The organism is Rhodococcus aetherivorans, from assembly GCF_025722975.1.
Classification (GTDB): Bacteria; Actinomycetota; Actinomycetes; order Mycobacteriales; family Mycobacteriaceae; genus Rhodococcus; species Rhodococcus aetherivorans.
This window is the reverse complement of sequence record NZ_CP106982.1, coordinates 3,819,122-3,844,256: the sequence shown is the minus strand read 5'-3', so window position 1 is coordinate 3,844,256 and position 25,135 is coordinate 3,819,122. Positions and strand designations below refer to the sequence as shown.

General features: G+C 71.7%; 24 protein-coding genes. 18 read left to right on the top strand and 6 right to left on the bottom strand.

All coding sequences use genetic code 11. The annotated features are described in order from the left end of the window. Positions 1-28 precede the first annotated feature (28 nt). Positions 29-1,762 carry a proline--tRNA ligase gene (locus tag OCS65_RS17330; RefSeq protein WP_006937413.1) on the top strand — a complete coding sequence of 578 codons (1,734 nt, stop codon included), beginning with the start codon at positions 29-31 and terminating at the stop codon, positions 1,760-1,762. A gap of 59 nt (positions 1,763-1,821) precedes the next feature. After that, positions 1,822-2,478 (top strand): O-methyltransferase, encoded by a 657-nt coding sequence (locus OCS65_RS17325; RefSeq protein ID WP_029543269.1) that lies wholly within the window; start codon positions 1,822-1,824, stop codon positions 2,476-2,478. Positions 2,479-2,532: 54 nt separating this feature from the next. On the opposite strand, the gene OCS65_RS17320 is transcribed toward OCS65_RS17325, so the two are convergent. Together OCS65_RS17320 and OCS65_RS17315 are read right to left on the bottom strand one after the other, a co-directional pair. Beyond that, positions 2,533-2,979, bottom strand: a complete 447-nt coding sequence (locus tag OCS65_RS17320; protein ID WP_006937411.1) for a ferritin-like domain-containing protein — start codon at positions 2,977-2,979, stop codon at positions 2,533-2,535. Further along, positions 2,976-3,488, bottom strand: a complete 513-nt coding sequence (locus tag OCS65_RS17315) for a hypothetical protein (RefSeq protein ID WP_029543274.1) — start codon at positions 3,486-3,488, stop codon at positions 2,976-2,978. The genes OCS65_RS17320 and OCS65_RS17315 overlap by 4 nt, the downstream gene beginning before the upstream one ends. A gap of 164 nt (positions 3,489-3,652) precedes the next feature. Between OCS65_RS17315 and rimP the strand changes: the two genes are divergently transcribed. From rimP to truB, 11 genes are all read left to right on the top strand, one after another. Next, positions 3,653-4,261, top strand: coding sequence for a ribosome maturation factor RimP (gene rimP / locus OCS65_RS17310; protein WP_006937409.1), 609 nt, complete (start codon positions 3,653-3,655; stop codon positions 4,259-4,261). Continuing rightward, positions 4,258-5,286: a transcription termination factor NusA gene (gene nusA, locus OCS65_RS17305; RefSeq protein ID WP_006937408.1), complete on the top strand. Its 1,029-nt coding sequence runs from the start codon at positions 4,258-4,260 to the stop codon at positions 5,284-5,286. The genes rimP and nusA overlap by 4 nt, the downstream gene beginning before the upstream one ends. 44 nt (positions 5,287-5,330) lie before the next feature. Continuing rightward, on the top strand, positions 5,331-5,651 hold the full coding sequence (locus OCS65_RS17300) for a YlxR family protein (protein WP_080688557.1): 321 nt from the start codon (positions 5,331-5,333) through the stop codon (positions 5,649-5,651). A 150-nt stretch (positions 5,652-5,801) separates the two neighbouring features. Then, positions 5,802-8,726: a translation initiation factor IF-2 gene (gene infB / locus OCS65_RS17295; RefSeq protein WP_185712710.1), complete on the top strand. Its 2,925-nt coding sequence runs from the start codon at positions 5,802-5,804 to the stop codon at positions 8,724-8,726. Positions 8,727-8,831: 105 nt separating this feature from the next. After that, the gene (locus tag OCS65_RS17290; protein WP_029543284.1) at positions 8,832-9,122 is read left to right on the top strand and encodes a DUF503 domain-containing protein; all 291 of its coding nucleotides are present in this window, start codon (positions 8,832-8,834) and stop codon (positions 9,120-9,122) included. Positions 9,123-9,182: 60 nt separating this feature from the next. Further along, positions 9,183-9,641, top strand: a complete 459-nt coding sequence (rbfA, locus tag OCS65_RS17285) for a 30S ribosome-binding factor RbfA (RefSeq protein ID WP_029543285.1) — start codon at positions 9,183-9,185, stop codon at positions 9,639-9,641. A 7-nt stretch (positions 9,642-9,648) separates the two neighbouring features. Further along, on the top strand, positions 9,649-10,632 hold the full coding sequence (locus OCS65_RS17280; RefSeq protein ID WP_037200813.1) for a DHH family phosphoesterase: 984 nt from the start codon (positions 9,649-9,651) through the stop codon (positions 10,630-10,632). 2 nt (positions 10,633-10,634) lie between these two features. After that, positions 10,635-12,053, top strand: coding sequence for an MATE family efflux transporter (locus OCS65_RS17275; protein ID WP_029543288.1), 1,419 nt, complete (start codon positions 10,635-10,637; stop codon positions 12,051-12,053). After that, positions 12,050-13,006, top strand: coding sequence for a metallophosphoesterase family protein (locus OCS65_RS17270; RefSeq protein ID WP_006948334.1), 957 nt, complete (start codon positions 12,050-12,052; stop codon positions 13,004-13,006). Before OCS65_RS17275 ends, OCS65_RS17270 begins: the two co-directional genes overlap by 4 nt. Beyond that, positions 13,003-13,710 carry a 4'-phosphopantetheinyl transferase Npt gene (gene npt, locus OCS65_RS17265; protein WP_037200816.1) on the top strand — a complete coding sequence of 236 codons (708 nt, stop codon included), beginning with the start codon at positions 13,003-13,005 and terminating at the stop codon, positions 13,708-13,710. The genes OCS65_RS17270 and npt overlap by 4 nt, the downstream gene beginning before the upstream one ends. A gap of 38 nt (positions 13,711-13,748) precedes the next feature. Then, positions 13,749-14,657, top strand: a complete 909-nt coding sequence (gene truB / locus OCS65_RS17260) for a tRNA pseudouridine(55) synthase TruB (RefSeq protein ID WP_029543293.1) — start codon at positions 13,749-13,751, stop codon at positions 14,655-14,657. 57 nt (positions 14,658-14,714) lie between these two features. Here the strand turns inward: truB and OCS65_RS17255 are convergent, their stop codons facing one another. From OCS65_RS17255 to OCS65_RS17240, 4 genes are read right to left on the bottom strand one after another with little or no spacing between them, the layout of a single operon-like run. Then, positions 14,715-15,389, bottom strand: coding sequence for a metal-dependent transcriptional regulator (locus OCS65_RS17255; protein ID WP_029543295.1), 675 nt, complete (start codon positions 15,387-15,389; stop codon positions 14,715-14,717). A 36-nt stretch (positions 15,390-15,425) separates the two neighbouring features. Continuing rightward, a complete protein-coding gene (locus tag OCS65_RS17250) occupies positions 15,426-16,313 on the bottom strand; it encodes a metal ABC transporter permease (protein ID WP_006948325.1) in 888 nt (295 codons plus the stop codon). Further along, entirely contained in the window at positions 16,310-17,077 is a 768-nt protein-coding gene (locus tag OCS65_RS17245; protein WP_168579557.1) for a metal ABC transporter ATP-binding protein, read from the bottom strand. Before OCS65_RS17245 ends, OCS65_RS17250 begins: the two co-directional genes overlap by 4 nt. Then, positions 17,074-17,985, bottom strand: a complete 912-nt coding sequence (locus OCS65_RS17240) for a metal ABC transporter substrate-binding protein (protein ID WP_006948318.1) — start codon at positions 17,983-17,985, stop codon at positions 17,074-17,076. The genes OCS65_RS17245 and OCS65_RS17240 overlap by 4 nt, the downstream gene beginning before the upstream one ends. Before the next feature lie 95 nt (positions 17,986-18,080). Between OCS65_RS17240 and OCS65_RS17235 the strand changes: the two genes are divergently transcribed. From OCS65_RS17235 to OCS65_RS17215, 5 genes are all read left to right on the top strand, one after another. After that, complete coding sequence (locus tag OCS65_RS17235) at positions 18,081-19,052, top strand: bifunctional riboflavin kinase/FAD synthetase (protein ID WP_006948316.1); 972 nt, start codon at positions 18,081-18,083, stop codon at positions 19,050-19,052. A gap of 46 nt (positions 19,053-19,098) precedes the next feature. Continuing rightward, the gene (locus OCS65_RS17230; protein ID WP_263507319.1) at positions 19,099-20,526 is read left to right on the top strand and encodes a wax ester/triacylglycerol synthase family O-acyltransferase; all 1,428 of its coding nucleotides are present in this window, start codon (positions 19,099-19,101) and stop codon (positions 20,524-20,526) included. A gap of 133 nt (positions 20,527-20,659) precedes the next feature. Next, positions 20,660-20,929 carry a 30S ribosomal protein S15 gene (rpsO, locus tag OCS65_RS17225; RefSeq protein WP_003935677.1) on the top strand — a complete coding sequence of 90 codons (270 nt, stop codon included), beginning with the start codon at positions 20,660-20,662 and terminating at the stop codon, positions 20,927-20,929. Positions 20,930-21,298: 369 nt separating this feature from the next. Next, positions 21,299-23,590, top strand: a complete 2,292-nt coding sequence (locus OCS65_RS17220) for a polyribonucleotide nucleotidyltransferase (RefSeq protein ID WP_006948313.1) — start codon at positions 21,299-21,301, stop codon at positions 23,588-23,590. Between the two features lie 288 nt (positions 23,591-23,878). Continuing rightward, entirely contained in the window at positions 23,879-25,135 is a 1,257-nt protein-coding gene (locus OCS65_RS17215) for a nitrate/nitrite transporter (protein ID WP_006948306.1), read from the top strand.

Here is a 25,135-nt window from a genome sequence, read left to right as displayed (position 1 = left end):
TCCGGGGCGGCAGGTAGGCTGCTCTCCCGTGATCACCCGCATGTCGCACCTGTTTCTCCGCACCCTCCGCGACGACCCGGCCGACGCCGAGGTCGCCAGCCACAAGCTGCTCGTGCGCGCCGGCTACGTCCGCCGCATCGCCCCGGGGGTGTACTCGTGGCTGCCGCTGGGTCTGCGGGTACTGCGGCAGGTCGAGCGTGTCGTGCGCGAGGAGATGAACGCGATCGGTGGGCAGGAGATCTCGCTGCCGGCGCTGCTGCCGCGCGACCCCTACGAGACCACGAACCGGTGGACCGAGTACGGCGACGGGTTGTTCCGGCTCCAGGACCGCAAGGGCGCCGACTACCTGCTCGGCCCCACCCACGAGGAGATGTTCGCGCTCACCGTCAAGGGTGAATACAACTCGTACAAGGATTTTCCGGTCACCCTGTACCAGATCCAGACGAAGTACCGCGACGAGGAACGTCCCCGTGCCGGCATCCTCCGCGGCCGCGAGTTCGTGATGAAGGACTCCTACAGCTTCGACCTCACCGACGAGGGCCTGGCCGAGTCGTACCGGGCGCATCGTGACGCCTACGAGCGGATCTTCGCCCGACTCGGCGTGAAGTACGTGATCGTCTCCGCGACGTCGGGCGCCATGGGCGGCAGCGCGTCGGAGGAATTCCTCGCCGAGAGCGACGCCGGCGAGGACACGTACGTGCGCTGCCTCGAGTCGGGCTACGCCGCGAACGTCGAGGCCGTCGAGACCCTGGCCCCCGAGCCGGTTCCGTTCGACGGGCTGCCCGAGGCGGTGGTGCACGACACCCCGGACACCCCGACCATCGACACTCTCGTCGAGTGGGCCAACGGTGCGCTCGACCGCCCGGTGACCGCCGCCGACACCCTCAAGAACATCCTCGTCAAGACGCGGCGACCCGGCGGGGAGTGGGAACTGCTCGGCATCGGCATCCCCGGCGACCGGGAGGTCGACGACAAGCGGCTCGGCGCGTCGCTCGAGCCGGCCGAGTACGAGCTGCTCACGGACGCCGACTTCGCGGCCAACCCGTTCCTCGTCAAGGGGTACATCGGTCCGAAAGCGTTGCTCGACAACGGAGTTCGTTACCTCGTCGATCCGCGCGTCGGAAACGGCACGTCGTGGATCACCGGCGCCGACGAGCCCGGCAGGCACGTCGTCGGACTCGTCGCCGGGCGCGACTTCACCCCGGACGGGACCATCGAGGCCGCCGAGGTGCGCGACGGTGACCCGTCCCCGGACGGTGCGGGCCCGCTCGTGTCGGCGCGCGGCATCGAGATCGGCCACGTGTTCCAGCTCGGCCGCAAGTACACCGACGCCTTCGCCGTCGACGTGCTCGGCGAGAACGGCAAGCCGGTGCGCCCGACCATGGGTTCCTACGGCGTCGGTGTCTCCCGGCTCGTCGCCGTGATCGCCGAGCAGCAGCACGACGACAAGGGCCTGCGGTGGCCCGCCGAGGTCGCCCCGTTCGGGGTGCACCTGGTGATCGCGAACAAGGACGAGGCGGCCCGGGAGGGTGCCGAGAATCTGGCCGCCGAGCTCGACAAGGCGGGCGTCGAGGTGCTGCTCGACGATCGCAAGGCCTCGCCCGGCGTGAAGTTCAAGGACTCCGAGCTGCTCGGCGTGCCGCTGGTCGTCGTCGTCGGCCGCGGCTGGGCCGACGGCAAGGTCGAGCTGCGCGACCGGTTCAGCGGCGAGTCCCGCGAGGTGCCGGCCGATGCGGCCCTGAAGGAGATCCTCGGCGCGTAGTAGCACCCCCGGTGGCCCTCGGGATCGCGTGCGGGCCACCGGGGCACCACACTGATGCCATGGACGACTGGGAGCGCACCGACGCCTACCTGACCGACACCCTGATCGGGGCCGACCCTCAGCTCGAGGACGCGCTCGCGGCGAACGCCGCGGCGGGCCTGCCGCCGATCGACGTCGCACCCGTGCAGGGCAAGTTCCTGCATCTGCTGGCGCGGATCCGCGGTGCGCGGCGCATCCTCGAGATCGGCACGCTCGGCGGGTACTCCACCATCTGGCTCGCGCGGGCCGTCGGCGACGACGGGCGCGTGGTCACCCTCGAGTACGAGCCCCGGCACGCCGGGGTCGCGCGCGCCAACCTCGATCGCGCCGGCGTGGGGGAGCGGGTCGACATCCGGGTGGGCGCCGCCCTCGACACCCTGCCGTCCCTCGAGGGCGGGGCCCCGTTCGACCTGGTGTTCGTCGATGCGGACAAGGAGAACAACCCGCACTACGTGCGGTGGGCGCTGCGGCTCGGCCGCCCCGGCACCGTCATCGTCGTCGACAACGTGATCCGCGGCGGTTCGGTCACCAACGCCGATCTCGACGACGAGCGGGTGCGCGGCGCCCGAGAGGTGCTGGAACTCATGGCCACCGACCCTCGGCTCGACGCGACCGCGCTGCAGACCGTCGGCGCAAAGGGCTGGGACGGCTTCGCGATAGCGGTCGTGACCGACTGAGCACTTCGCCCGCGGCGGTCGGCGCGAGCGGATGCCGCGGCGTCCCGGTCGAGGTCAGGGCTGCCCGGGCAGCGCGACGGACGGCGGGACGACCCCGAGGTTCGCGCGCCACCGGGCCGCCCGCATCGCGGACTCGGTGAGGGCCTCGATCGCCGCCCCGCGGGTGTGCTCGCTGCGTGCCCGCTCGACGACGGAGCGCCACGCCACCGCGACATCGGTCTCGATCTGCACCGCCAACTGTGCGGCGGAAACCGCGTCGGTCACCGGGAAGGGCGTCGTGTACCCGGCGGCCGCGGTGGGCGGGGTGACGGCGGCGGCCCGCAGCGCGTCCGTGGTGGCGTCGCGCCGGGCCCGGTGGGCGGCGGTGTCCGCCGACACCTCGGCCGCGCGGGCGGGATTGGAGAACGCGGCGACGATGCCGTAGCCGAACACCGCGGCGTACTCGGCGTTCAACGCGTCCACGAGGGCCTGCTGCTCGACGCCCAGCGACTGTGAACTCACGGCAGCAGCACCCCCTTGTGCACGGCGCACGCGGCGCTGATCGAGGCGAGCAGGCCCGCCCGGTAGCCCTGCAGGGTGCGGGCCAGGTCCGCGGCGGCCCGCTGGGAGCCGTTCAGTCGCTCGCGCAGCAGGTCGAGGGTGGGTGGATCCGCGGCCGGGGCCACGGTCGTCGTCGTGGTGGTCGACGCCGTGGTGGTCGACGCCGGGTCGGCCCCGGCGAGCCGGGCCACCTCGGCGTCGAGGACCTGGGCGTGGGTCGTGCGCTCGGCGCCGACGGCATTCAGGGCGCCCGCCCGGTCGGGGAGCAGCGCGACGAGCAGACCGGCGGTCGCGGCGTCGACGCGCGCCCGCTCGGCCTGGGCGATCAGGGGATCGACCTCCCCGGCGCCGTCGTCCGTGCCGGCGCCGCACCCGGCGACGGCGAGCGCACCGACGCCGCCGAGCGCGGCGCCGGACCAGCGCAGCACGGTGCGTCGGGACACGGGCGGTGAGGATGCGGGCGTCGGCACCGCACCATCGTGCCAGCCCGGTCCGGGCGGATCCGACGGTGGTCGGGCCGCGGGGGGTTGGTCACGGGAGCGCCGGATGCGCGATACCCTTGAATACCTGCCGGTCCGCTCGTGCGCCGGCATGACGTCCGCTGCGATCACAACTGAACGAGGAGCCTGTCGCGATGCCGGTGCCGCCCCCGGAGAGAATTGCCGAACTCGTCTCCGGCCCGATCGAGCGCGAGGGATACGACCTCGAGGACGTGGTGATCACGTCTGCGGGCAAGCACAGCACGGTGCGGCTGTTCGTCGACAGCGACGCCGGGTTGAGCCTCGACGAGGCCGCCCGCCTGAGCACCCTGGTCTCCGAGGCGTTCGACGCCGTCTCCGATTTCGGCGAGTCGCCCTACGTGCTCGAGGTGACCAGCCCCGGCATCGGCCGCCCGCTCACCCGCGAGCGGCACTGGCGCCGGTCCCAGGCCCGCAAGGCCCGGATCGAACTGGACGACGAGACGATCGTCGGCCGCATCGGCGAGCTCGTCGGGGACGAGGTCCGGATCGTCGTTCCCGGCCGCAGTGGGCCCTCGGTGCGGGCGATCCCGCTCGCGGAGGTGCGCCGCGCCGTCGTCGAGGTGGAGTTCAACGCGCCGAATCCGCGCGAACTCGAGCTCGCGGGCGGCCTGCCGGACGGCCGGGTGCGTGCCGGCGAGATCGCCGAGGGCGACGGCGACGACCCGGACGACGAGAGCGGCACGGACTACAACGGCACGGACGAAGTGAAGGTGGACAAGTGAATATCGACATCGCAGCCCTGAAGGTCCTCGAGGCCGACAAGAACATCCCGTTCGATGCGCTGATCGAGACGATCCAGACGGCCCTGCTCACGGCCTACCGGCATACCGACGGGCACCAGCCGCACGCGAGCGTCGACGTGGACCGCCGGACCGGTGCCGTGCGGGTGATGGCGCAGGAGTTCGACGCGGACGGCAACCTCGTCTCCGAGTGGGACGACACCCCGGAGGGCTTCGGTCGCATCGCGGCGACCACCGCCCGCCAGGTGATCATGCAGCGCATCCGCGATGCCGAGCACGAGCAGCGGTTCGGGGAGTTCGCGACGCACGAGGGCGAGGTCGTCGCCGGCGTGGTCCAGCGCGACACCCGCGCCAACGCCCGCGGCATGGTCGTGGTGAAGATCGGCGCCGAGACCACCGGCACCGAAGGGCTGATCCCGCCGGCCGAGCAGGTGCCCGGCGAGACGTACGAGCACGGCGACCGGATCCGGTGCTACGTCGTCGGGGTGTCGCGGGGGCAGCGCGGCCCGCAGATCACCCTGTCGCGGACGCACCCCAACCTGGTGCGCAAGCTCTTCGCCCTCGAGGTGCCGGAGATCGCGGACGGGTCGGTGGAGATCGTCGCCGTCGCGCGGGAGGCCGGCCATCGCTCCAAGATCGCCGTCCATTCGCGGGTGCCGGGACTGAACGCCAAGGGCGCGTGCATCGGCCCGATGGGGCAGCGGGTGCGCAACGTCATGCGCGAACTCGGTGACGAGAAGATCGACATCATCGACTTCGACGAGGATCCGGCGAAGTTCGTCGGTAACGCGCTGTCCCCCTCGAAGGTGGTATCCGTCACAGTCGTCGACCCCGACGCGCGCGCCGCGCGGGTCGTCGTTCCCGACTACCAGCTGTCCCTCGCGATCGGCAAGGAAGGGCAGAATGCCCGGCTGGCCGCGCGGCTGACCGGGTGGCGGATCGACATCCGCAGCGATGCCGCGGCCGGCGGTCCGGCGTCGGCGGGATCGCCCGCGACAGGCAGATAGGCGTGGAATGCACGGTTCCGGCCCGATCAGCGGTAGAGTGGTCGATGGCTCAGCATGAGCTGCCCTCGGTCGACCGAGAGCGCACCGGTCCGGTGCGCACCTGTGTCGGGTGTCGGCAGCGGGTGCTGGCTGCCGATCTGCTGAGGGTTGTGGCGCGGGCGACGGAGCCGTCAGGCTTCGTGCTGGTGCCGGACCCGGGGCGGAGGATGCCCGGTCGGGGCGCGTGGATGCACCCCGATCCGGAATGCCTCGGTCAGGCGGAACGGCGTCGAGCATTCGGCAGAGCGCTGCGGGTGTCGGGAACAATCGACCCGTCTGCGCTTGTTCAGCTGGTCGGGGTCCGGAACGAGGAGGACTCGGCGTAGCGATACGCGCCGGACCGGGGACACCAACTCTGAGAAGAACAGGTACAAGCACTCATGAGCACACCGTGAAGCACCAGCGATGAACGTCCATCGGAGATAACCCGAGGTCGTGCGGGCACCAGCCGCTCGACCTCATCAGTGAGGAGAGCAGTGGCAGGCAAGGCCCGTGTACACGAGTTGGCCAAGGAACTCGGTGTCACCAGTAAGGAACTTCTCGCCCGTTTGAAGGAACAGGGCGAATTCGTGAAGTCGGCGTCCTCGACGGTCGAGCCGCCGGTCGCGCGTCGACTGCGCGAATCTTTCGCGAAGGCGAACGGCGACGGCGCAGCTCCGTCGGCGGCAGCCCCCAAGCCCGGGGCGCCGCGCCCCGGTCCCCGTCCGGCAGCGCCCGCCCAGGCCGCGCCGGCACCCGCCCCGGCCCCGAAGTCCGAGGCCGCAACCCCCGCGCCGAGTCCGGCTCCGGCTTCGCGCCCCGCCGCACCCGGCCCCAAGCCCGGCGCTCCGCGCCCGGCTGCCCCGAAGCCGGCCACCCCGCAGGCTCCGGCCGCGCAGGCCGCGCCGCAGGCTCCGGCCCCGCAGGCTCCGGCCCCGCAGGCTCCGGCCCCGCAGGCTCCGAGCGCCGGCCCCAAGCCGGGCGGTCCCCGTCCCGGCCCGAAGCCGCCGCGCGTCGGCAACAATCCGTACTCGTCCGCACCCGCGGAGCGGCCCGCGCCGCGTCCGGGCGCGCCGCGTCCGGTTCCCGGTCAGGGTCGCCCCGCGGCCGGTCCCGGCGGTGCCCGTCCGGCTCCCGGTCAGGGTCGCCCCGCGGCCGGTCCCGGCGGTGCCCGTCCGGCTCCCGGTCAGGGTCGCCCCGCGGCCGGTCCCGGCGGTCCCCGTCCGGCTCCCGGCCAGGGCGGTCCCCGCCCGTCCCCCGGCTCGATGCCCCCGCGTCCGAACCCGGCCGCGATGCCGCAGCGTGCTGCGCGTCCCGGCCCGACCGGTCGTCCCGGCCGTCCCGGCGCGCCCGGCGGACGTCCGGCCGGCGCTGGTGGCGGCGGCGGTTACCGCGGTGGCGGTGGCGGTGCTCCCGGCGCCGGTGCCGGTGCCGGTGCCGCCGGTGGTTTCCGCGGTCGTCCCGGTGGCGGTGGCGGTGGCGCCGGCCGTGGTGGCCGCGGCGGAACCGCGGGTGCCTTCGGTCGTCCCGGTGGCGCTCCGCGCCGTGGCCGCAAGTCGAAGCGGCAGAAGCGGCAGGAATACGATTCGATGCAGGCACCGTCGGTCGGTGGTGTGCGGCTGCCGCGCGGCAACGGCGAGACCATCCGTCTCGCCCGTGGCGCGTCGCTGTCCGACTTCGCGGAGAAGATCGACGCGAACCCGTCGGCCCTGGTCCAGGCGCTGTTCAACCTCGGTGAGATGGTCACGGCCACTCAGTCGGTGAACGACGAGACCCTCGAGCTGCTCGGCTCGGAGATGAACTACAACGTTCAGGTCGTCAGCCCCGAGGACGAGGACCGCGAGCTGCTCGAGTCGTTCGACATCACCTACGGCGAGGACGAGGGCACCGAGGAAGACCTCGTGCAGCGTCCGCCGGTGGTGACCGTCATGGGTCACGTCGACCACGGCAAGACCCGCCTGCTCGACACGATCCGCAAGGCCAACGTCCGCGAGGGCGAGGCCGGCGGCATCACCCAGCACATCGGCGCCTACCAGGTGATGACCCACCTCAACGGCGAAGACCGGCTGATCACCTTCATCGACACCCCGGGTCACGAGGCGTTCACCGCCATGCGTGCCCGCGGCGCGAAGTCGACCGACATCGCGATCCTCGTGGTCGCGGCCGACGACGGCGTCATGCCGCAGACGGTGGAGGCGATCAACCACGCGCAGGCTGCGGACGTGCCGATCGTGGTCGCGGTGAACAAGATCGACAAGGAGGGTGCGAACCCCCAGAAGATCCGCCAGCAGCTCACCGAGTACGGACTGGTCACCGAGGAGTACGGCGGCGACACCATGTTCGTCGACATCTCGGCGAAGCAGGGCCTGAACATCGACCAGCTGCTCGAGGCCGTGCTGCTCACCGCGGACGCGTCCCTCGACCTGCGGGCCAACCCGGACATGGAGGCGCAGGGCGTCGCGATCGAGGCGCACCTCGACCGCGGCCGCGGCCCCGTGGCCACCGTCCTGGTCCAGCGCGGCACGCTGCGCGTGGGCGACTCGATCGTCGCGGGCGACGCGTACGGCCGTGTCCGCCGAATGGTGGACGAGCACGGCGACGACGTCCTCGAGGCGTTCCCGTCGCGTCCGGTCCAGGTCATCGGCTTCACGTCGGTGCCCGGCGCCGGTGACAACCTCGTCGTCGTCGAGGAGGACCGCATCGCACGGCAGATCGCGGACCGCCGCAATGCGCGCAAGCGCAACGCGCTGGCCGCCAAGAGCCGCAAGCGGATCAGCCTCGAGGACCTCGATGCCGCGCTCAAGGAGCACAACGAGCTCAACCTCATCCTCAAGGGCGACAACGCCGGTACGGTCGAAGCCCTCGAGGAGGCCCTCATGGGCATCGAGGTCGGCGACGAGGTGCGCCTGCGGGTCATCGACCGCGGTGTCGGTGGTGTCACCGAGACCAACGTCAACCTGGCCGCCGCGTCGAACGCCGTGATCATCGGCTTCAACGTCCGCGCCGAGGGCAAGGCCACCGAGCTCGCCAACCGCGAGGGCGTCGACATCCGCTACTACTCGATCATCTACCAGGCGATCGACGAGGTGGAGAAGGCCCTCAAGGGCATGCTCAAGCCGATCTACGAGGAGGTCGAGCTCGGCCGCGCCGAGATCCGGGCGATCTTCAAGTCGTCCAAGGTCGGCAACATCGCGGGCTGCATGGTCCAGTCGGGTGTCGTCAAGCGCAATGCGAAGGCCCGTCTGCTCCGCGACAACAACGTGGTCGCCGAGACGGTCACCATCTCGTCGCTGCGGCGCGAGAAGGACGATGTGACCGAGGTGCGGGAAGGCTTCGAGTGCGGTCTGACGGTCACCTACTCCGACATCAAGATCGGTGACGTGATCGAGGCGTACGAGCTGCGCGAGAAGCCGCGCGACTGACGCAGCCGGACACAACCGACGGCCTCGTCGGCGGCGGTGGGCGAGATGATCGCCCGCCGCCGTCGGCGTGCCGGAGGACCGGCACCGGACGACACCGGAGGGTGGATGTATCTCGGGGCACTGGAACTGGACGTCCTGCTCGGTGACGTGCGCTCGCTCAAGCAGAAGCGGTCCGTGATCCGGCCCGTCCTCGCCGAGCTGCGGCGGATGGCGGTCAGCGCCGCCGAGACCGGCGACCAGGACCTCTACCGTCGCGCCGAGATCGGCGTGGCGGTGGCCGCATCGGCGGTGCCCTATCTCAACGAGGTGCTCGACACGTGCGAGCGGCTCGTCGCCGGCCGCCCGGAGTTGCAGCTGCTCTCCGTGCGGCGAAGAATTTTCGGTCCGGAGGACTGACCGGACCGGTGGAACAAACATGTGGTCGCCGCCGGCGGCCGGGGAGAGGAACCGACTGACATGGCCGATCCAGCACGGGCACGTCGACTGGCCAAGCGCATCGCCACGATCGTCGCCACGGCCATCGATCACGAGATCAAGGATCCGCGGCTGGCGTTCGTCACCGTGACCGATGCGAAGGTCACCGCAGATCTGCACGACGCCACCGTCTACTACACGGTCCGCGGCGAGGACCTGGACACCGAACCCGACCTGGCCGCGGCCGCCGCAGGCCTGGAGAAGGCCAAGGGCGTGCTGCGCTCGAAGGTCGGGGCGGGCACCGGGGTGCGGTTCACCCCCACCCTGACCTTCGTCACCGACACCGTGCCGGACACCGCCCGGCACATGGAGGAACTCCTCGAACGGGCACGGGCCGCCGACGAGGAACTCGCCAAGGCCCGCGAGGGCGCCGCTCCCGCCGGCGAGCCGGATCCCTACAAGGAACCACGGGTGCGTCCCGACGACGGTGACGACCTGTAGCGCACCGATGGCCGAGTCGATCCAGGCCGCCACGGCGGTCGATCTGCGCGACGCCGTCGCGCTCCTCGAGGACGCCACCTCGGTGACGATCCTCTGCCACGTCCAGCCCGACGCCGACACCTTCGCCAGCGGCCTGGCACTCGGCACGGTGCTCGAGCGGCGCGGCATTCCGGTGCAGGTGGCGTTCGCGTCGCCGGCCGCCGTCCCGGCGTCGATGCGCGACCTGCCCGGCGGGCACCTGCGGGTGCCCGCCGGGCAGGTGCGCCGCGAGGTCGACCTGCTCGTCACCGTGGACTGCGGCACGGCCGGCCGGCTCGGGCATCTCGCGGACCGGCTGGCAGGCGCGAAGCACACCCTGGTGATCGACCACCACCGCTCCAACACCCGGTTCGGCACCCACAATCTGATCGACGAGGCCGCCGAATCCACCACCGCCGTGCTCGCCGAGCTGTTCGACGAGTGGGGCGTGGAGATCGACGCGGACCTCGCCCACTGCCTGTACGCGGGGCTGGTCACCGACACCGGCTCGTTCCGGTGGGGACGCGCCGGGGGACACCGTCTGGCCGAGCGCCTGCTGGCCACCGGCATCGACGGGGCCGCCATCACGCGACGGCTCCTCGACACGCACCCCTTCGGGTGGCTGCCGATGCTGTCGCGGGTGCTCGCGTCGGCGACGCTCGTTCCCGACGCCGCCGGCGGACGCGGACTCGTCCACGCGACGGTGCTGCGCGCCGATTCGGCGCACCTCGGCGCCGAGGAGGTCGAAAGCGTCATCGACATCGTCCGGACCACCGCCGAAGCGGAGGTCGCCGCCGTGTTCAAGGAGTGCGGCCCGGACGTGTGGACGGTATCGCTGCGCTCGAAGAACGCCGTCGACGTCTCCGTCGCCGCCACCGCCCTCGGCGGAGGTGGGCATCGGTTCGCATCCGGATACACCGCGTACGGCGACCGCGACCGGGTCGTCACGGCGCTGCGCGCGGCCCTGGACTGACGGTGCCGGCGCCGCAACCGCGGGACACCGCGGGCCCGGAACCGGACGCGCCCCCGCACGTCGTCCCCGAGGCCACCGCCCGGCGCATCCTCGGGCTCGCGGTGCCGGCCCTCGGGGTGCTCGCCGCCGAGCCGCTGTACCTCCTGTTCGACATCGCCGTCGTCGGCCGGCTCGGCGCGCTCGCGCTCGCGGGCCTCGCCATCGGCGGCCTCGTCCTCGCCCAGGTCAGCACCCAGCTGACCTTCCTGTCCTACGGGACCACGGCCCGCGCCGCCCGCCTCCACGGCGCCGGCCGGCGTGACGCCGCCGTCGCCGAGGGTGTGCAGGCCACCTGGCTCGCGCTCGGTGTCGGCACCGCGATCCTGCTCGTCGGGCAGGTACTGGCGGAACCGGTGGCCGCGCTGATCGCCGGGGACCCGGAGATCGCCGACGCCGCAGTGTCGTGGCTGCGGGTCGCCCTGTTCGGCGCACCGCTGATCCTCGTCGGGCTCGCCGGCAACGGCTGGATGCGAGGCGTGCAGGACACCGCCCGCCCGCTGCGGTACGTGCTCGCCGGGCTCGCGCTCTCGGCGGTGCTGTGCCCGGTGCTCGTGCACGGCCTGCTCGGCGCCCCCCGCTGGGAACTCGCCGGTTCCGCCGTCGCCAACGTCGCCGGACAGGGTGTCTCCGCGGCCCTGTTCGTCGGGGCACTGCTCCGGGCCGGTGTGCCGCTGCGGCCTCGTCGCGCGGTGATCGTGGCGCAGTTGCGCCTCGGCCGCGATCTGATCGCCCGCAGCCTCGCCTTCCAGGCGTGCTTCCTGTCCGCGGCCGCGGTGGCGGCCCGCTTCGGTGCCGCGGCCGTCGCGGCGCACCAGGTGGTGCTGCAGCTGTGGAACTTCGTCGCGCTCACCCTCGACTCGCTCGCCGTCGCCGCGCAGGCCCTGGTGGGTGCGGCGCTCGGGGCGGGGGCCCGGTCCGGCGCGAAGCGCCTGGCCTGGCGGATCACCGCCTGGTCCACGGTGTTCGCCGCCGGCCTGGCCCTGGCGTTCCTGCTCGGCGGCGACGTGATCCCGGCGCTGTTCACCGACGACCCGGCGGTCCTCGAGCAGATCGACGTCGCCTGGTGGTTCTTCGTCGCGCTCATGCCCGCCGCCGGAGTGGTGTTCGCGCTCGACGGGGTGCTGCTCGGCGCCGGTGACGCCGCCTTCCTGCGCACCGCCACGCTCGCGTCCGCGCTGTTCGGCTTCCTGCCCGTCGTCTGGTGCTCGCTGGTGTGGGGCTGGGGGCTCGCGGGTATCTGGACGGGGCTTACGGTGTTCATCGTGTTCCGCATGGCGGCCGTGGTCTGGCGGACCCGGTCGGGGCGGTGGGCCGTCGCCGGTGCGGACCGGCAGATCCGGCGCGAGACGGTACGGGACGAGACAGAAGGGCAGGACCGGTGACGGGGAAACTCTGGGCGGTCAGCGACATCCACGTCGGGCATCGAGGCAATCGCCCCGTCACCGAGGATCTGCACCCCGAATCCCCGGACGACTGGTTGATCGTCGCCGGCGACGTCGCCGAGAAGTCCGACGACATCCGCTGGGCGCTGTCGCTGCTGCGCAGCCGTTTCGCCAAGGTGATCTGGGTTCCCGGCAACCACGAGCTGTGGACCACCGCCAAGGACCCGGTGCAGATGCACGGCGCCGCCCGGTACGACTACCTCGTGACGATGTGCCGCGAACTCGACGTGCTCACCCCGGAGGACCCGTATCCCGTGTGGCACGGGGAGGGCGGGCCGGTGACGCTCGTGCCGATGTTCCTGCTCTACGACTACTCGTTCCTGCCCGAGGGCACCACGACGAAGGCCGAGGGCCTGGCGCTCGCCCGCGAACGCAACGTCGTCGCCACCGACGAGTTCCTCCTCTCACCCGACCCGTACGTCACCCGCGACGTGTGGTGCCGCGTGCGGCTCGACGACACCCGCAAGCGCCTCGACGCCCTCGACCCGGCGCTGCCGACGGTGCTGATCAACCACTTCCCACTGGTCCGCGAACCCACCCGGATGCTGTTCTACCCGGAGTTCTCCCTCTGGTGTGGCACCACCGAGACCGCCGATTGGCACCTGCGCTACCGCGCGTTGTGCGCCGTGTACGGACACCTGCACATCCCGCGCACCACGTACTACGACGGCGTCCGCTTCGAGGAGGTCTCCCTCGGCTACCCACGGGAATGGCAGCGCCGGGGTCTGCCCGAGCCGCTGCTGCGCCAGATCCTGCCGGTGCCGGAGTATCCGCCGGGATCGCTGAACAAGTGGGGCGGGCACTTCCGGGTGACCCCCGAGATGGAAGCCGAAGTCGAGAAGATGCGCGCTGAGCGCGCTGCACAGAACACGCGCACTGGGGAGCTGCGATGACCGACCCGACGACCTCGACCCGCACCGGGCTGATCACCCGGATCCTGCCCGACGGCATCGCCGCCGCGGAGTTGTTCGAGGACCCGCCCGGCCTGCGACCGCACCCGCAGGAGGAGGCGCTCGTCGCCCGTGCGGTGGACAAGCGGCGACGGGAGTTCGCGGGGGCGCGGCACTGCGCGCGGCTCGCCATGCGGCAGCTCGGGATGGAGCCCGGGCCGGTGCTCAAGGGCGACAAGGGGGCGCCCGTATGGCCGCGGGGAGTCGTCGGCAGCCTCACCCACTGCGACGGTTACCGCGGCGCCGTCCTGGCCTACGCGCTGCAGGTGCGGTCGCTGGGGATCGACGCGGAGCCGCACGGTCCCCTGCCCGACGGGGTGCTCGAGGCGGTGTCCCTGCCGCAGGAGCGCACCTGGCTCGCCGGCACCGAGCCGAGCCTGCACTGGGACCGCCTGCTCTTCTGCGCGAAGGAGGCCACCTACAAGGCGTGGTTCCCGCTCACCGGGCGCTGGCTGGGCTTCGAGGACGCCCACATCACGTTCGAGCGCGACGGCGCGGCCGCCGTACCGAGCGCGGCCGCGTCGGGCACGTTCCGTTCCGACCTGCTCGTACCCGGCGACACCCGCGACGGTGCGCCGCTGTCGGCGTTCGACGGGCGGTGGTTGATCGCCGACGGGCTGGTGCTCACCGCGATCGTCGTGCACTGACACCGGGGCCGCCGCGGCAGGTGGCAGAATCGGGCCCCGTGTCTGCCTCCGAGAACCCCGCCCTCGCCCGTGCCGGCCTGCTCGTCGTCGACAAGGACCCGGGTATGACCAGCCACGACGTGGTGGCCCGCTGCCGGCGGCTGCTCGGCACCCGCAAGGTCGGTCATGCCGGCACCCTCGACCCGATGGCGACGGGCGTGCTCGTGCTCGGGGTGGAGCGCGCGACGAAGATGCTGGGCCTGCTCGCCCTCACCACCAAGGCGTATTCGGCGACGATCCGGCTCGGGCAGAGCACCGTCACCGACGACGCCGAGGGTGAGGTGCTCGCGACCACCGACGCCTCCGCCGTCGCGGACGAGGCGATCGCGGCGGCCGTTGCCGCGCTCACGGGGGAGATCTCCCAGGTGCCTGCCAGCGTCAGCGCGATCAAGATCGACGGCAAGCGCGCCTACGCCCGGATGCGCGAGGGGGAGACCGTCGAGCTCGCGGCCCGGCCGGTCACGGTCTCGCGGTTCGAGGTGCTGTCCCGGCGGACCACCTCGGACGGGTTCGTCGATCTCGACGTCGAGGTGGAGTGCTCGTCCGGCACCTACATCCGGGCGCTGGCCCGGGATCTGGGGGCCGCCCTGGGCGTCGGCGCGCACCTGACGGCGCTGCGGCGCACCCGGGTCGGCCCGTTCGGGCTCGAGCACGCCCGCACGCTCGCCCAGCTCGAGGAGAGCCCGACCGTGAGCCTGGACATCGATGCAGCCGTCCGCACCGCGTTCCCGTGCCGCGACGTCACCGCGGCGGAGGCGGAACTGCTGGCGAACGGCCGGTGGCTGGATCCGGTGGGGATTCCCGGCGTGTACGCGGCGATCGACCCGTCCGGCCGGGCCGCGGCGCTGCTGCAGGAGAAGGGCAAGCGGGCCTCGGCAGTGTTCGTCGTGCGCCCGGCCACCATGTAGCGGTGTGTCCTTCGGGCTGCTCCCGCCGCCCGAAGGACACACCGGCGCCGCGGCCGCCTACACCAGCCAGATCGCGTCGGCCGCGGGATGCCCGAGGTCGACCGTGGTGCCGCCGTCGCCGCCGATACGGACCGAGACGGTGCCCGCGAAGTCGCGGCGTTCGACGACCCGGATGTCGGTGTCGAGGGCTATGCCCACGTCGTCGAAGTAGCGCAGCATCGCCGGGTCCGCGTCCGAGATGCGGGCGACGCGGCCGTGCTCGCCGTCGACGAACGCGCTGAGCTGCCGGGCCGGGGGAGTGGGGATCGTGCCGTCGTCCGCCGGGATCGGGTCGCCGTGCGGGTCCCGCTCGGGATGGCCGAGCTTGGCGTCGATGGCGGCGACGAGCCGGTCGGAGACGGCGTGCTCGAGGACCTCGGCCTCGTCGTGCACCTCGTCCCAGCCGTAGCCGAGTTCCTGGACCAGATACGTCTCGAGCAGACGGTGCTTGCGGACCATGGCCACGGCGGCGGCGCGCCCGGAGTCCGTGAGGGAGATCGCGCCGTAGCGGGCGTGGTCGACGAGGCCCTGATCGGCGAGCTTGCGGACGGCCTCGGAGACGGTCGACGCCGACACTCCGAGCTTCTCCGCGAGCAGCTTCGTCGAGACCTTCTCCCCCGACCATTCCCGCACGGTCCAGATGATCTTGAGGTAGTCCTGCGCGACCGGCGTCAGCGTGTCCGCCGTCGCCACCTCGGTCGTCCCGCTTCTCTCGCCCACGGGGACAGCTTAGGCAAGTCTCACCGCGGATTCATCCGCGTCGCGCAGCCGTGCCCGCCGCCGCAGCGCCCCGGTGATCAGTCCCTGGTGCGGCGAGAAGAGGTAGGCCACCGTGAACACGACGGCCTGCGCCAGGACGACGACACCGCCGGTGGAGGCGTCGGTGTAGTAGCTGACGTACACCCCGGCCGCCGATGTCAGCGCGGCCAGGGTGGGGGCGAGCACCAGCATCCGCGACAGCCGTTCGGTGAGCAGGTACGCCGTCGCACCGGGGATGATCAGCATCGCCACGACGAGGATCACCCCGACGGCCTGGATGGCGGCGACGATGGTGACCGCGAGGAGAGCGAGCAACAGGGCGGACAGCCGGGCCGGGGAGATCCCGAGGGCGTGGGCCTGCCCCCGGTCGAACGCGAACAGGGTCAGGTCGCGGCGCTTGGCGATCAGCACGACGAGCACCACCACCGCGAGGGCGGTGACCTGCCACATGTCCTCGGTGGCCAGGCCCAGCAGGTTGCCGAAGAGCACGTGGTGCAGGTCCACCTGGCTCGGGTTCTTGGAGATCAGGACGACGCCGAGGGCGAACAGCGTCGTGAACACCACGCCGATCGCGGCGTCCTCCTTGACCTTGGTGGTGCTGCGCACGAGCCCGATCAGGGCGACGGCGGCCCCGGCGAACAGCAACGCGCCCAGGGCGAACGGTGCCCCCACCAGGTAGGCCAGCACCACCCCCGGCAGCACGGCGTGGGAGACGGCGTCGCCCATCAGCGACCAGCCGATGAGGACGAGCCAGCAGCTGAGCAGGGCACACACGACCGTGGCGGCCACCGCGACGACGAGCGCACGCTGCATGAAGCCGTACTGCAGCGGTTCGACGATCAGTTCGACGAGGTTCACCGCGCCTCCTGGGGAACGTAAGGGGTCGGCACCAGCGGGTCGACGCCGAAGGCGCGGGCGAGGTTCTCCGGCCGGAGCACCTCCTCCGGGGCGCCGTGCACGAGGATGCGACGCTGCAGCAGCGCGGCCTCGTCGCACAGCGTCGACAGCCCGGCGAGGTCGTGGGTGGCGACGAGGACCGTGTGCCCGGAGCCGGCGAGGTCCCGGATCACGCCGGTCAGCGCCGCCTCGGTGCGCTTGTCCACCCCGGCGAACGGCTCGTCGAGCAGCAACAGGGGAGCGCCCTGGGCGATGGCGCGGGCGACGAAGACCCGCTTGCGCTGACCGCCCGAGAGCTGCCCGATCTGCCGCTGCTCGTAGCCGGCCATGTCGACGCGTTCGAGCGCGGCCCGGACCGCGGCGTGGTCGGCAGGCCGCGGCCGGCGCAGCCAGTTCTGGTGGCCGTAGCGGCCCGTCATCACGACTTCGCCCACGCTGATGGGGAAGTCCCAGTCGACGGCCTCGCTCTGCGGCACGTACGCGACGGCTCCGGCCTTACGGGCGGTGACGGTGTCGGCGCCGCCGATGGACACGGTGCCGGCGCTCGGCCGCACGATGCCCATGATCGCTTTGAAGAGGGTCGACTTGCCCGAGCCGTTGGTGCCGACGAGCCCGCACACCCGGCCGGTGGTGAGGGTCAGGTCGACGCCGTCGAGCGCGGTGACGGTGCGGTAGTGCACGCTCAGGCGGGAGACGGCCAGTGCGGGAGCGGGTGTCGCGGTCATGGGCGCAGCCCTTCGGTGATGGTGCGGACGTCGTGCCGGAGCAGCTCGAGGTAGGTCGGCACGGGGCCGTCCGGCTCGGAGAGCGAGTCGACGTACAGGGTTCCGCCGAACCGGGCACCGGTGTCCTCGGCGACCTGCCGCTGGGCCTTGTCCGAGACGGTGGACTCACAGAACACGGCGGGCACGGCGTTGGCCCGGACGAAGTCGACCGTACGGGCGATCTGCTGGGGGGTGCCCTGCTGGTCGGCGTTGACCGCCCACAGGTACGCCTCGCTCAGGCCGGCGTCGCGGGCCAGGTAGCTGAAGGCGCCCTCGCAGGTGACCAGCGCTCGGTGATTCGGCGGCAACACGGCCAGGTCGGCGACGAGCTGTTCGTGCACCGCCTGCAGTTCGGCGCGGTACGCCGCGGCGTTGGCGGCGTAGTCGGAGGCGTGCTCGGGGTCGAGCTCGGCGAACGCGGCGGCGATGTTGTCGACGTACGTCTGGGCCGCCAACGGGGACATCCACGCGTGCGGGTTGTGCCGCCCCGCGTAGGCGTCCTCGCCGATCGGCAGCGGCGGCACGCCCTCGCTGAGGACGGCGTGGGCGGCGTCGGTGTCGGCGAGGAACTGTTCGAACCAGCGCTCGAGGCCCAGTCCGTTGTCGAGGACGAGGTCGGCCCGGGTGGCGTAGCGCAGGTCGCCCGGAGTGGGCTCGTAGCCGTGGACCTCGGCCCCGACCTTGGTGATCGACTCGACCCGCAGGTGTTCCCCGGCGACGTTGCGGGCCATGTCCGCGAGCACCGTGAAGGTGGTCAGCACCAGGGGGCGGTCGTCGTCGGAACTCTGCGCCGAGCTGCAGCCCGCCAGGATCGCCGTGGCCGCGAACGCCACGGCGATTTTGCGGAGTCCAACGAAAATGTTCGGCATGCCGAAATTATGGCGGTGTGCCGTCGGCGTTGTCCATGCGACGCCCCGGGCGAGCCGGAGATGACCGTCCGGCCGCCGGGTCGTAGGCTGCGCTTGTGCAGAGATGGCGAGGTCTCGACGAAATTCCCGCGGATTGGGGTCGTTGTGTCCTGACGATCGGGGTGTTCGACGGTGTGCACCGCGGGCACCAGCAGCTGATCGCGCGGGCAGTGAAGTCGGCGAAGGAGCGCGGCACAGCCAGCGTCCTGATGACGTTCGACCCGCACCCGATGGAGGTCGTGCGGCCGGGCAGTCACCCGGCGCAGCTCACGACCCTCGCGCGGCGGGCAGAACTGGCCGAGGAGCTCGGCATCGACGTCTTCTGCGTCATGCCGTTCACCCCCGAGTTCATGAAGCTGTCCCCGGAGCGGTACGCCCACGAGATCCTCGTCGAGCGACTCCACGTCGCCGAGGTCGTCGTGGGCGAGAACTTCACCTTCGGCAAGAAGGCCGCCGGCAACGTCGACCTGCTGCGCACCATCGGCGAGCGCTTCGGCTTCGCCGTTCAGGGCCTGACCTTGCTCAGCGAACATGCGGTGACGTTCTCCTCCACCTACATCCGCTCGTGCGTCGACGCCGGCGACGTCGCCGCCGCGGCCGACGCGCTGGGCCGCCCGCACCGCGTCGAGGGCGTCGTGGTGCACGGGGACGGCCGCGGCCGCGATCTCGGCTTCCCCACCGCGAACGTCGCGCCGCCCATGTACTCGGCCATCCCCGCGGACGGCGTCTACGCCTGCTGGTTCACCGTCCTCGGCCCGGGCACCGGGGGGCTCGGCACCGTCACGCCGGGGGAGCGGTACCTCGCGGCGGTGTCGGTGGGCACCAATCCGACCTTCTCCGGGCGCACCCGCACCGTGGAGGCGTTCGTCCTCGACGAGGAGGCCGACCTGTACGGCCAGCACGTCGCGGTCGACTTCGTCGAGCGGCTGCGCGGCATGGAGCGGTTCGAATCGGTGGAGGCGCTCATCTCGGCGATGCACCGCGACGCCGAGCGGGCCCGCGAGGTGCTCGAGCGCACTCGCGGCTAGGGCCGTTCCGGTCCGGGCCCCGCCCGGATCGGGGACAATTCCCGGTGTGTCGATACGTCAGTGGCGACACGCGCGCCTGACCTGGGCGGACGCCGCGAACTATCACGAGTCGAAATCGGACCGGCCGACCGACTGGTCCGCCTTCGTCGTGTTCGACGAGCGGGACGGTGCGATCCGCGGCCCCGAGGACGCGTCCGCTCACCTGCGCTCCCGGGCGCATCTGCTGACCGTGCTGGACCGGCGGATCGTCGAGGCGCCCGGCCGGCTGGACTATCCGTACTGGGCGCGGGCGCAGCTGCCGCCCGAGGAGCGCATCGAGTACCACGAGTGGGCCGGCGGCTCGTTCACCGCGTGCATCGACGCCATCGCCGACCTGTGCGCGGACCCGCTGGACGTCCGGCGGCGCGCGTGGCGCATGCACGTCTTCGTCGCGGTGTCCGACCCGGACGATCCGGGCGCGACCGTGACGGTCGTCGTGCTGCAGGTCAGTCACGCCGTGATGGCAGGCTCGGCGCTGCCCGCCTTCCTCGGCGCGCTGTTCGGCGCGGACGGGCAACCGCTGCGCGTTCCCGGCCTGCCGCCGGCCGCGGCGCGACCGCAGCACATCACCGCGGCGGTCTCGGGTGTGGCGCGCTTCGCCCGCTGGTACCTGCGGCTCGGCTACCTGACGCTCGGCGCGGTCCTGGTGCGGCGCGCGGCGTCGGCGCGGTCCGCGGACGCCCCGACGGTCCCGTCCCCGGCGGCGCGGCCCGCAGCGGTGCTCGCCGGGGCGCCCGGCCCCGACCGGGTGATCCGGATCGTGCGGCCCGACCTGGGCAGTCTCGTCGGCCGGACCTACACCGTGACGGCCATGGGCCTGGCAGCGGTGTCCCTCGCGATGCAGCGCTACTTCGGCGAGCGCGGCCGGCCCGTCGTCGGCGCCCACGTCGCGGTTCCGGTCGCGGTCGGCGCGGCCGGTGCCGCGCTGGGCGTCAATCGGCTGACCGCCGCGATCGTTCCGTTGTGTACCGAGGTCGCCGATCCCCGCGACCGGGTGGCGGCCGTGGCCGACGCGCTCGCCGGCGAACGGCGGGTCGCGACGTCCCCCGAGGTGCTGCACCGCCTCGCGGGTGCGGGCGCGGTGCCGTATCCGCTGTACCGCCGGGCGGCGGACCGGCGCGACCGTGCGGCGGCGGCGGGCGGGTTCGCGGCACCCGCCGAGACCGCGGTCACCAGTGTCGACTGTGGCGCCGACACCGGCTGGACCTACCACGGCGGAACGTTCCGTTTCGTCGCGGGCATCCAGTCCCTCCGCCCGGGGATGGGTCTGGTGCACTCCTTCAGCCGGGCCGGCGAAGCGTTCGCCGTCACGGTCATGAGCTCGCCGCTGCTGATGCCGGATCTCGATCGGTACGCGACCCTCCTCGAGGAGGCGTTCGCCGAGGTGATCGAGGCCACCGGAGGCCGCCGATCCGGCACCGGATCCCGCGGCTGAGGGTGGCCGGGGCCGGCACCTGCCCCTCTGGTACGCTCATCCGCTGGTGTGTGCTGCGGTTCGCGGTGGCCGCACCGACGGGCATCGGCCCGTTCCACGAAGCGCGCGGACGTCATCGATCAGGAGTATCCCAGTGGCATTGACCACCGAGCAGAAGAAGCAGATCCTCGGCGAGTACGGCCTCCACGAGACCGACACCGGATCGCCCGAGGCGCAGGTCGCGATGCTCACCAAGCGCATCCAGGACCTGACCGAGCACCTGAAGCAGCACAAGCACGACCACCACTCCCGCCGCGGCCTGCTGCTGCTGGTCGGTCGTCGTCGCCGGCTGCTCAAGTACGTCGAGAAGGTCGACGTCAACCGCTACCGTTCGCTGATCCAGCGTCTGGGTCTGCGCCGATAGGAGCGCGGCGAAGCGACGACGCGATCTGCGTTCGCTGATCTTTCCGATAGCCAACGAGGCAATGCTTAGACTGAGCCTCGTTGGCTATCGGTGTTTGGCCGCTGCGCGGCCGGAGGTGGGTGACGTGCCCACCGGACACCGGCAGCGGCACCCGCGGACGGCGACACCGCCCGCGGAACCGTATGCACCGACGGTGTCGGTCTTCGGTAGTGACCTTCCGGACCCGGTCCGGACGGTTTCGATCGACGACCGCCTCCGCACGCTCGGCCCGTGAGACGCGGGCACGGGCGATCGGTGCGCAGCCGCAGCCACGAGGGTTGTGGCGCCCGCGCGGGTACGGCGAAGACGAGAGGGAAGAGAAGAGTAGAGATGACCAGCAATTCAGCAGTCGAGGTCGACGAGGGCGTGTTCGAGTCCGTCGCAGTCCTCGACAACGGGTCCTTCGGCACCCGCCAGATTCGTTTCGAGACCGGCCGCCTCGCCCAGCAGGCCGCCGGCTCCGTCGTCGCGTACCTCGACGACGAGACCATGCTGCTGTCGGCGACGAGCGCCAGCAAGCAGCCCAAGGAGCACTTCGACTTCTTCCCGCTGACGGTGGACGTCGAGGAGCGCATGTACGCCGCGGGCCGCATCCCCGGCTCGTTCTTCCGTCGCGAGGGCCGGCCCTCCACCGACGCGATCCTGACCTGTCGCCTCATCGACCGGCCGCTGCGCCCGTCCTTCGTCGACGGCCTGCGCAACGAGATCCAGGTCGTGGTGACGGTGCTCAGCCTGAACCCGAACGACCTGTACGACGTCGTCGCGATCAACGCCGCGTCGGCGTCCACCCAGATCGCCGGCCTGCCGTTCTCCGGGCCGGTCGGCGGCGTGCGGGTCGCGCTGATCACCTCCGAGGAGAACAAGACCGGCCAGTGGGTCGCGTTCCCGACGGTCGAGCAGCTCGAGAACGCCGTGTTCGACATGGTGGTCGCGGGTCGCATCGTGGGTGGCGGCGACAACCCCGACACCGCCGACGTCGCGATCATGATGGTCGAGGCCGAGGCCACCGAGAACGTCGTCGAGCTGGTCGCCGGCGGTGCGCAGGCGCCGACCGAGACCGTCGTCGCCGAGGGTCTCGAGGCCGCCAAGCCGTTCATCGCGCGGCTGTGCGTCGCCCAGCAGCAGCTCGCCGCCGCGGCCGCGAAGCCCACCGGTGACTTCCCGCTGTTCCCGGCCTACGAAGCCGACGTGTACGAGGCCGTCGAGGCCGCCGCGTCGACCAAGCTGGCCGAGGCGCTGACCATCGCCGGCAAGCAGGAGCGCGACGAGCGGACCGACGAGGTCAAGGTCGAGGTCCTCGAGCAGGTGGCCCCCAACTTCGAGGGCCGTGAGAAGGAGATCGGCGCGGCGTTCCGCTCGCTCACCAAGAAGCTGGTCCGCCAGCGGATCCTGCGGGACAAGTTCCGCATCGACGGCCGCGGCATCACGGACATCCGCGCCCTGTCCGCCGAGGTCGCGATCGTGCCCCGGGCCCACGGCTCGGCGCTGTTCGAGCGTGGCGAGACCCAGATCATGGGTGTCACCACGCTGGACATGGTGAAGATGGCGCAGCAGATCGATTCGCTCGGTCCCGAGACCAGCAAGCGGTACATGCACCACTACAACTTCCCGCCGTACTCCACCGGTGAGACCGGCCGCGTCGGCTCGCCGAAGCGCCGCGAGATCGGCCACGGCGCCCTCGCCGAGCGGGCCCTGATCCCGGTCCTGCCCAGCCAGGAGGAGTTCCCCTACGCGATCCGTCAGGTCTCCGAGGCGCTCAGCTCGAACGGCTCCACCTCGATGGGCTCGGTGTGTGCCTCGACGCTGTCGCTGCTCAACGCCGGTGTGCCGCTCAAGGCCCCGGTCGCGGGCATCGCGATGGGCCTGGTCTCCGACGAGGTCGACGGGGAGACCCGCTACGTCGCGCTGACCGACATCCTCGGCGCCGAGGACGCGTTCGGTGACATGGACTTCAAGGTGGCCGGCACGAAGGATTTCGTCACCGCGCTGCAGCTCGACACCAAGCTCGACGGGATCCCGTCGCAGGTGCTCGCCGGGGCGCTGTCGCAGGCGCACGACGCCCGCGCCACCATCCTCGAGGTGATGGCCGAGGCCATCGAGACCCCGGACGAGATGAGCCCGTTCGCGCCCCGGATCACCACCATCAAGGTCCCGGTCGACAAGATCGGCGAGGTCATCGGCCCCAAGGGCAAGATGATCAACTCGATCACCGAGGAGACCGGCGCGAACATCTCCATCGAGGACGACGGCACGGTGTACGTCGGTGCCGCCGACGGCCCGTCCGCGCAGGCCGCGATCGACAAGATCAACGCCATCGCGAACCCGCAACTGCCGAAGGTGGGCGAACGCTTCCTGGGCACCGTGGTCAAGACCACGGCGTTCGGCGCGTTCGTCTCGCTGCTGCCGGGCCGCGACGGCCTGGTGCACATCAGCAAGCTCGGCAACGGCAAGCGCATCGCCAAGGTCGAGGACGTCGTCAACGTGGGCTCGAAGATCCGCGTGGAGATCGCCGACATCGACAACCGGGGCAAGATCAGCCTGGTGCCGGTGCCCGACGAGGACACCGCCGACGCTTCGGGCGAGACACCCGAGGCTCCCGCGGCCGAGGACACGCAGCAGTAGTCCGGCCTCCGAGTCGCACCGCGGCCCCGCACCCTCGGAAGGTGCGGGGCCGCGGCCGTGTTTCCGGGGGAAGGCACGCGTCGGGCATCGGCCGGGTCGCGCCCCGGGGTCCGGGACATTCGCCCCGGCGTGACCGGATCGTTGTACTGTGTTGACGCACAATGTGTTCGGTGACTCCACGTGCCGTATTCCGCGGCGGAACCGTTCGCATGTCCCCACCGCCGGCCCGCCATGCACCTTTTCCCTCAAAGCGGCTCGCTCGTTGCCTGAGGGTGGTTCTCTGGGGACGTGAACACCGCAACGGAGCGTGTCCCCGGTTCCGGCCGGGGACTGAACCTGGCGCTGGCCACCTGGGTTTCCGCCATCAATTTCTGGGCCTGGAACATGATCGGCCCGCTGTCCACCACCTACGCGGGTGAGCTGTCCCTCAGCAGCTCGCAGGCGTCGATGCTGGTCGCGACGCCGATCCTGGTCGGTTCGCTCGGCCGCATCGCCGTCGGTTCGCTCACCGACCGCCACGGCGGACGGATCATGTTCATCGCGATCTCCCTCCTGTCGATCCTGCCCGTGATCGCAGTGGGTTTCGCGGCCGAGGCCGGGTCGTACCCGCTCCTGCTGGTCTGCGGGTTCTTCCTCGGCATCGCGGGCACGATCTTCGCGGTCGGAATCCCGTTCGCGAACAATTGGTACGAACCCGCCCGCCGCGGCTTCGCCACGGGTGTTTTCGGCGCCGGCATGGTCGGCACCGCGCTCTCGGCATTCTTCACCCCACGCTTCGTGAACTGGTTCGGGCTCCTCGCGACGCATGTCATCGTCGCGGCCGCCCTCGCCGTCACCGCCGGCGTGTGCGTCCTCGTGATGCGCAACTCCCCGGACTTCCACCCGAACACCGACCCTGTCGGACCGAAACTTGCTGCGGCACTGAAACTGCGGGTCACGTGGGAGATGTCGTTCCTCTACGCCGTGGTGTTCGGCGGATTCGTGGCCTTCAGCAACTACCTGCCCACCTACATCAAGACCGTCTACGGCTTCTCCGCCGTCGACGCGGGCGCCCGCACCGCGGCGTTCGCCCTCGCCGCGGTGATCGCGCGGCCGATCGGCGGTGCCCTGTCCGACCGGATCGGGCCCAAGCCCGTCGTGCTCGTCTCGTTCGCCGGGACCGCGGTGATGGCCGCCATCGCGATCCTGCAGCCGCCGCCGGAGGTGTGGGCGGCCACCGACTTCATTCTGCTCGCGGTCTTCCTCGGCGTCGGCACCGGCGGTGTCTTCGCCTGGGTCGCACGACGTTCCCCCGCGAAGTCCGTGGGATCGGTCACCGGCATCGTCGCCGCGGCCGGGGGGCTCGGCGGCTACTTCCCGCCGCTGGTCATGGGCGCGACCTACGACCCCGCCGACAACGACTACACGGTGGGACTGGCGCTGCTCGTCGTCACCGCCCTCGTCGCCCTGCTCTACACCGCGGTCAAGCTGAGGGCCCACGAGAACGCCGCGCGCGACACACCCGGGGCCGGCACGACCACCACGACGCGACCCGAAGGGAGATGA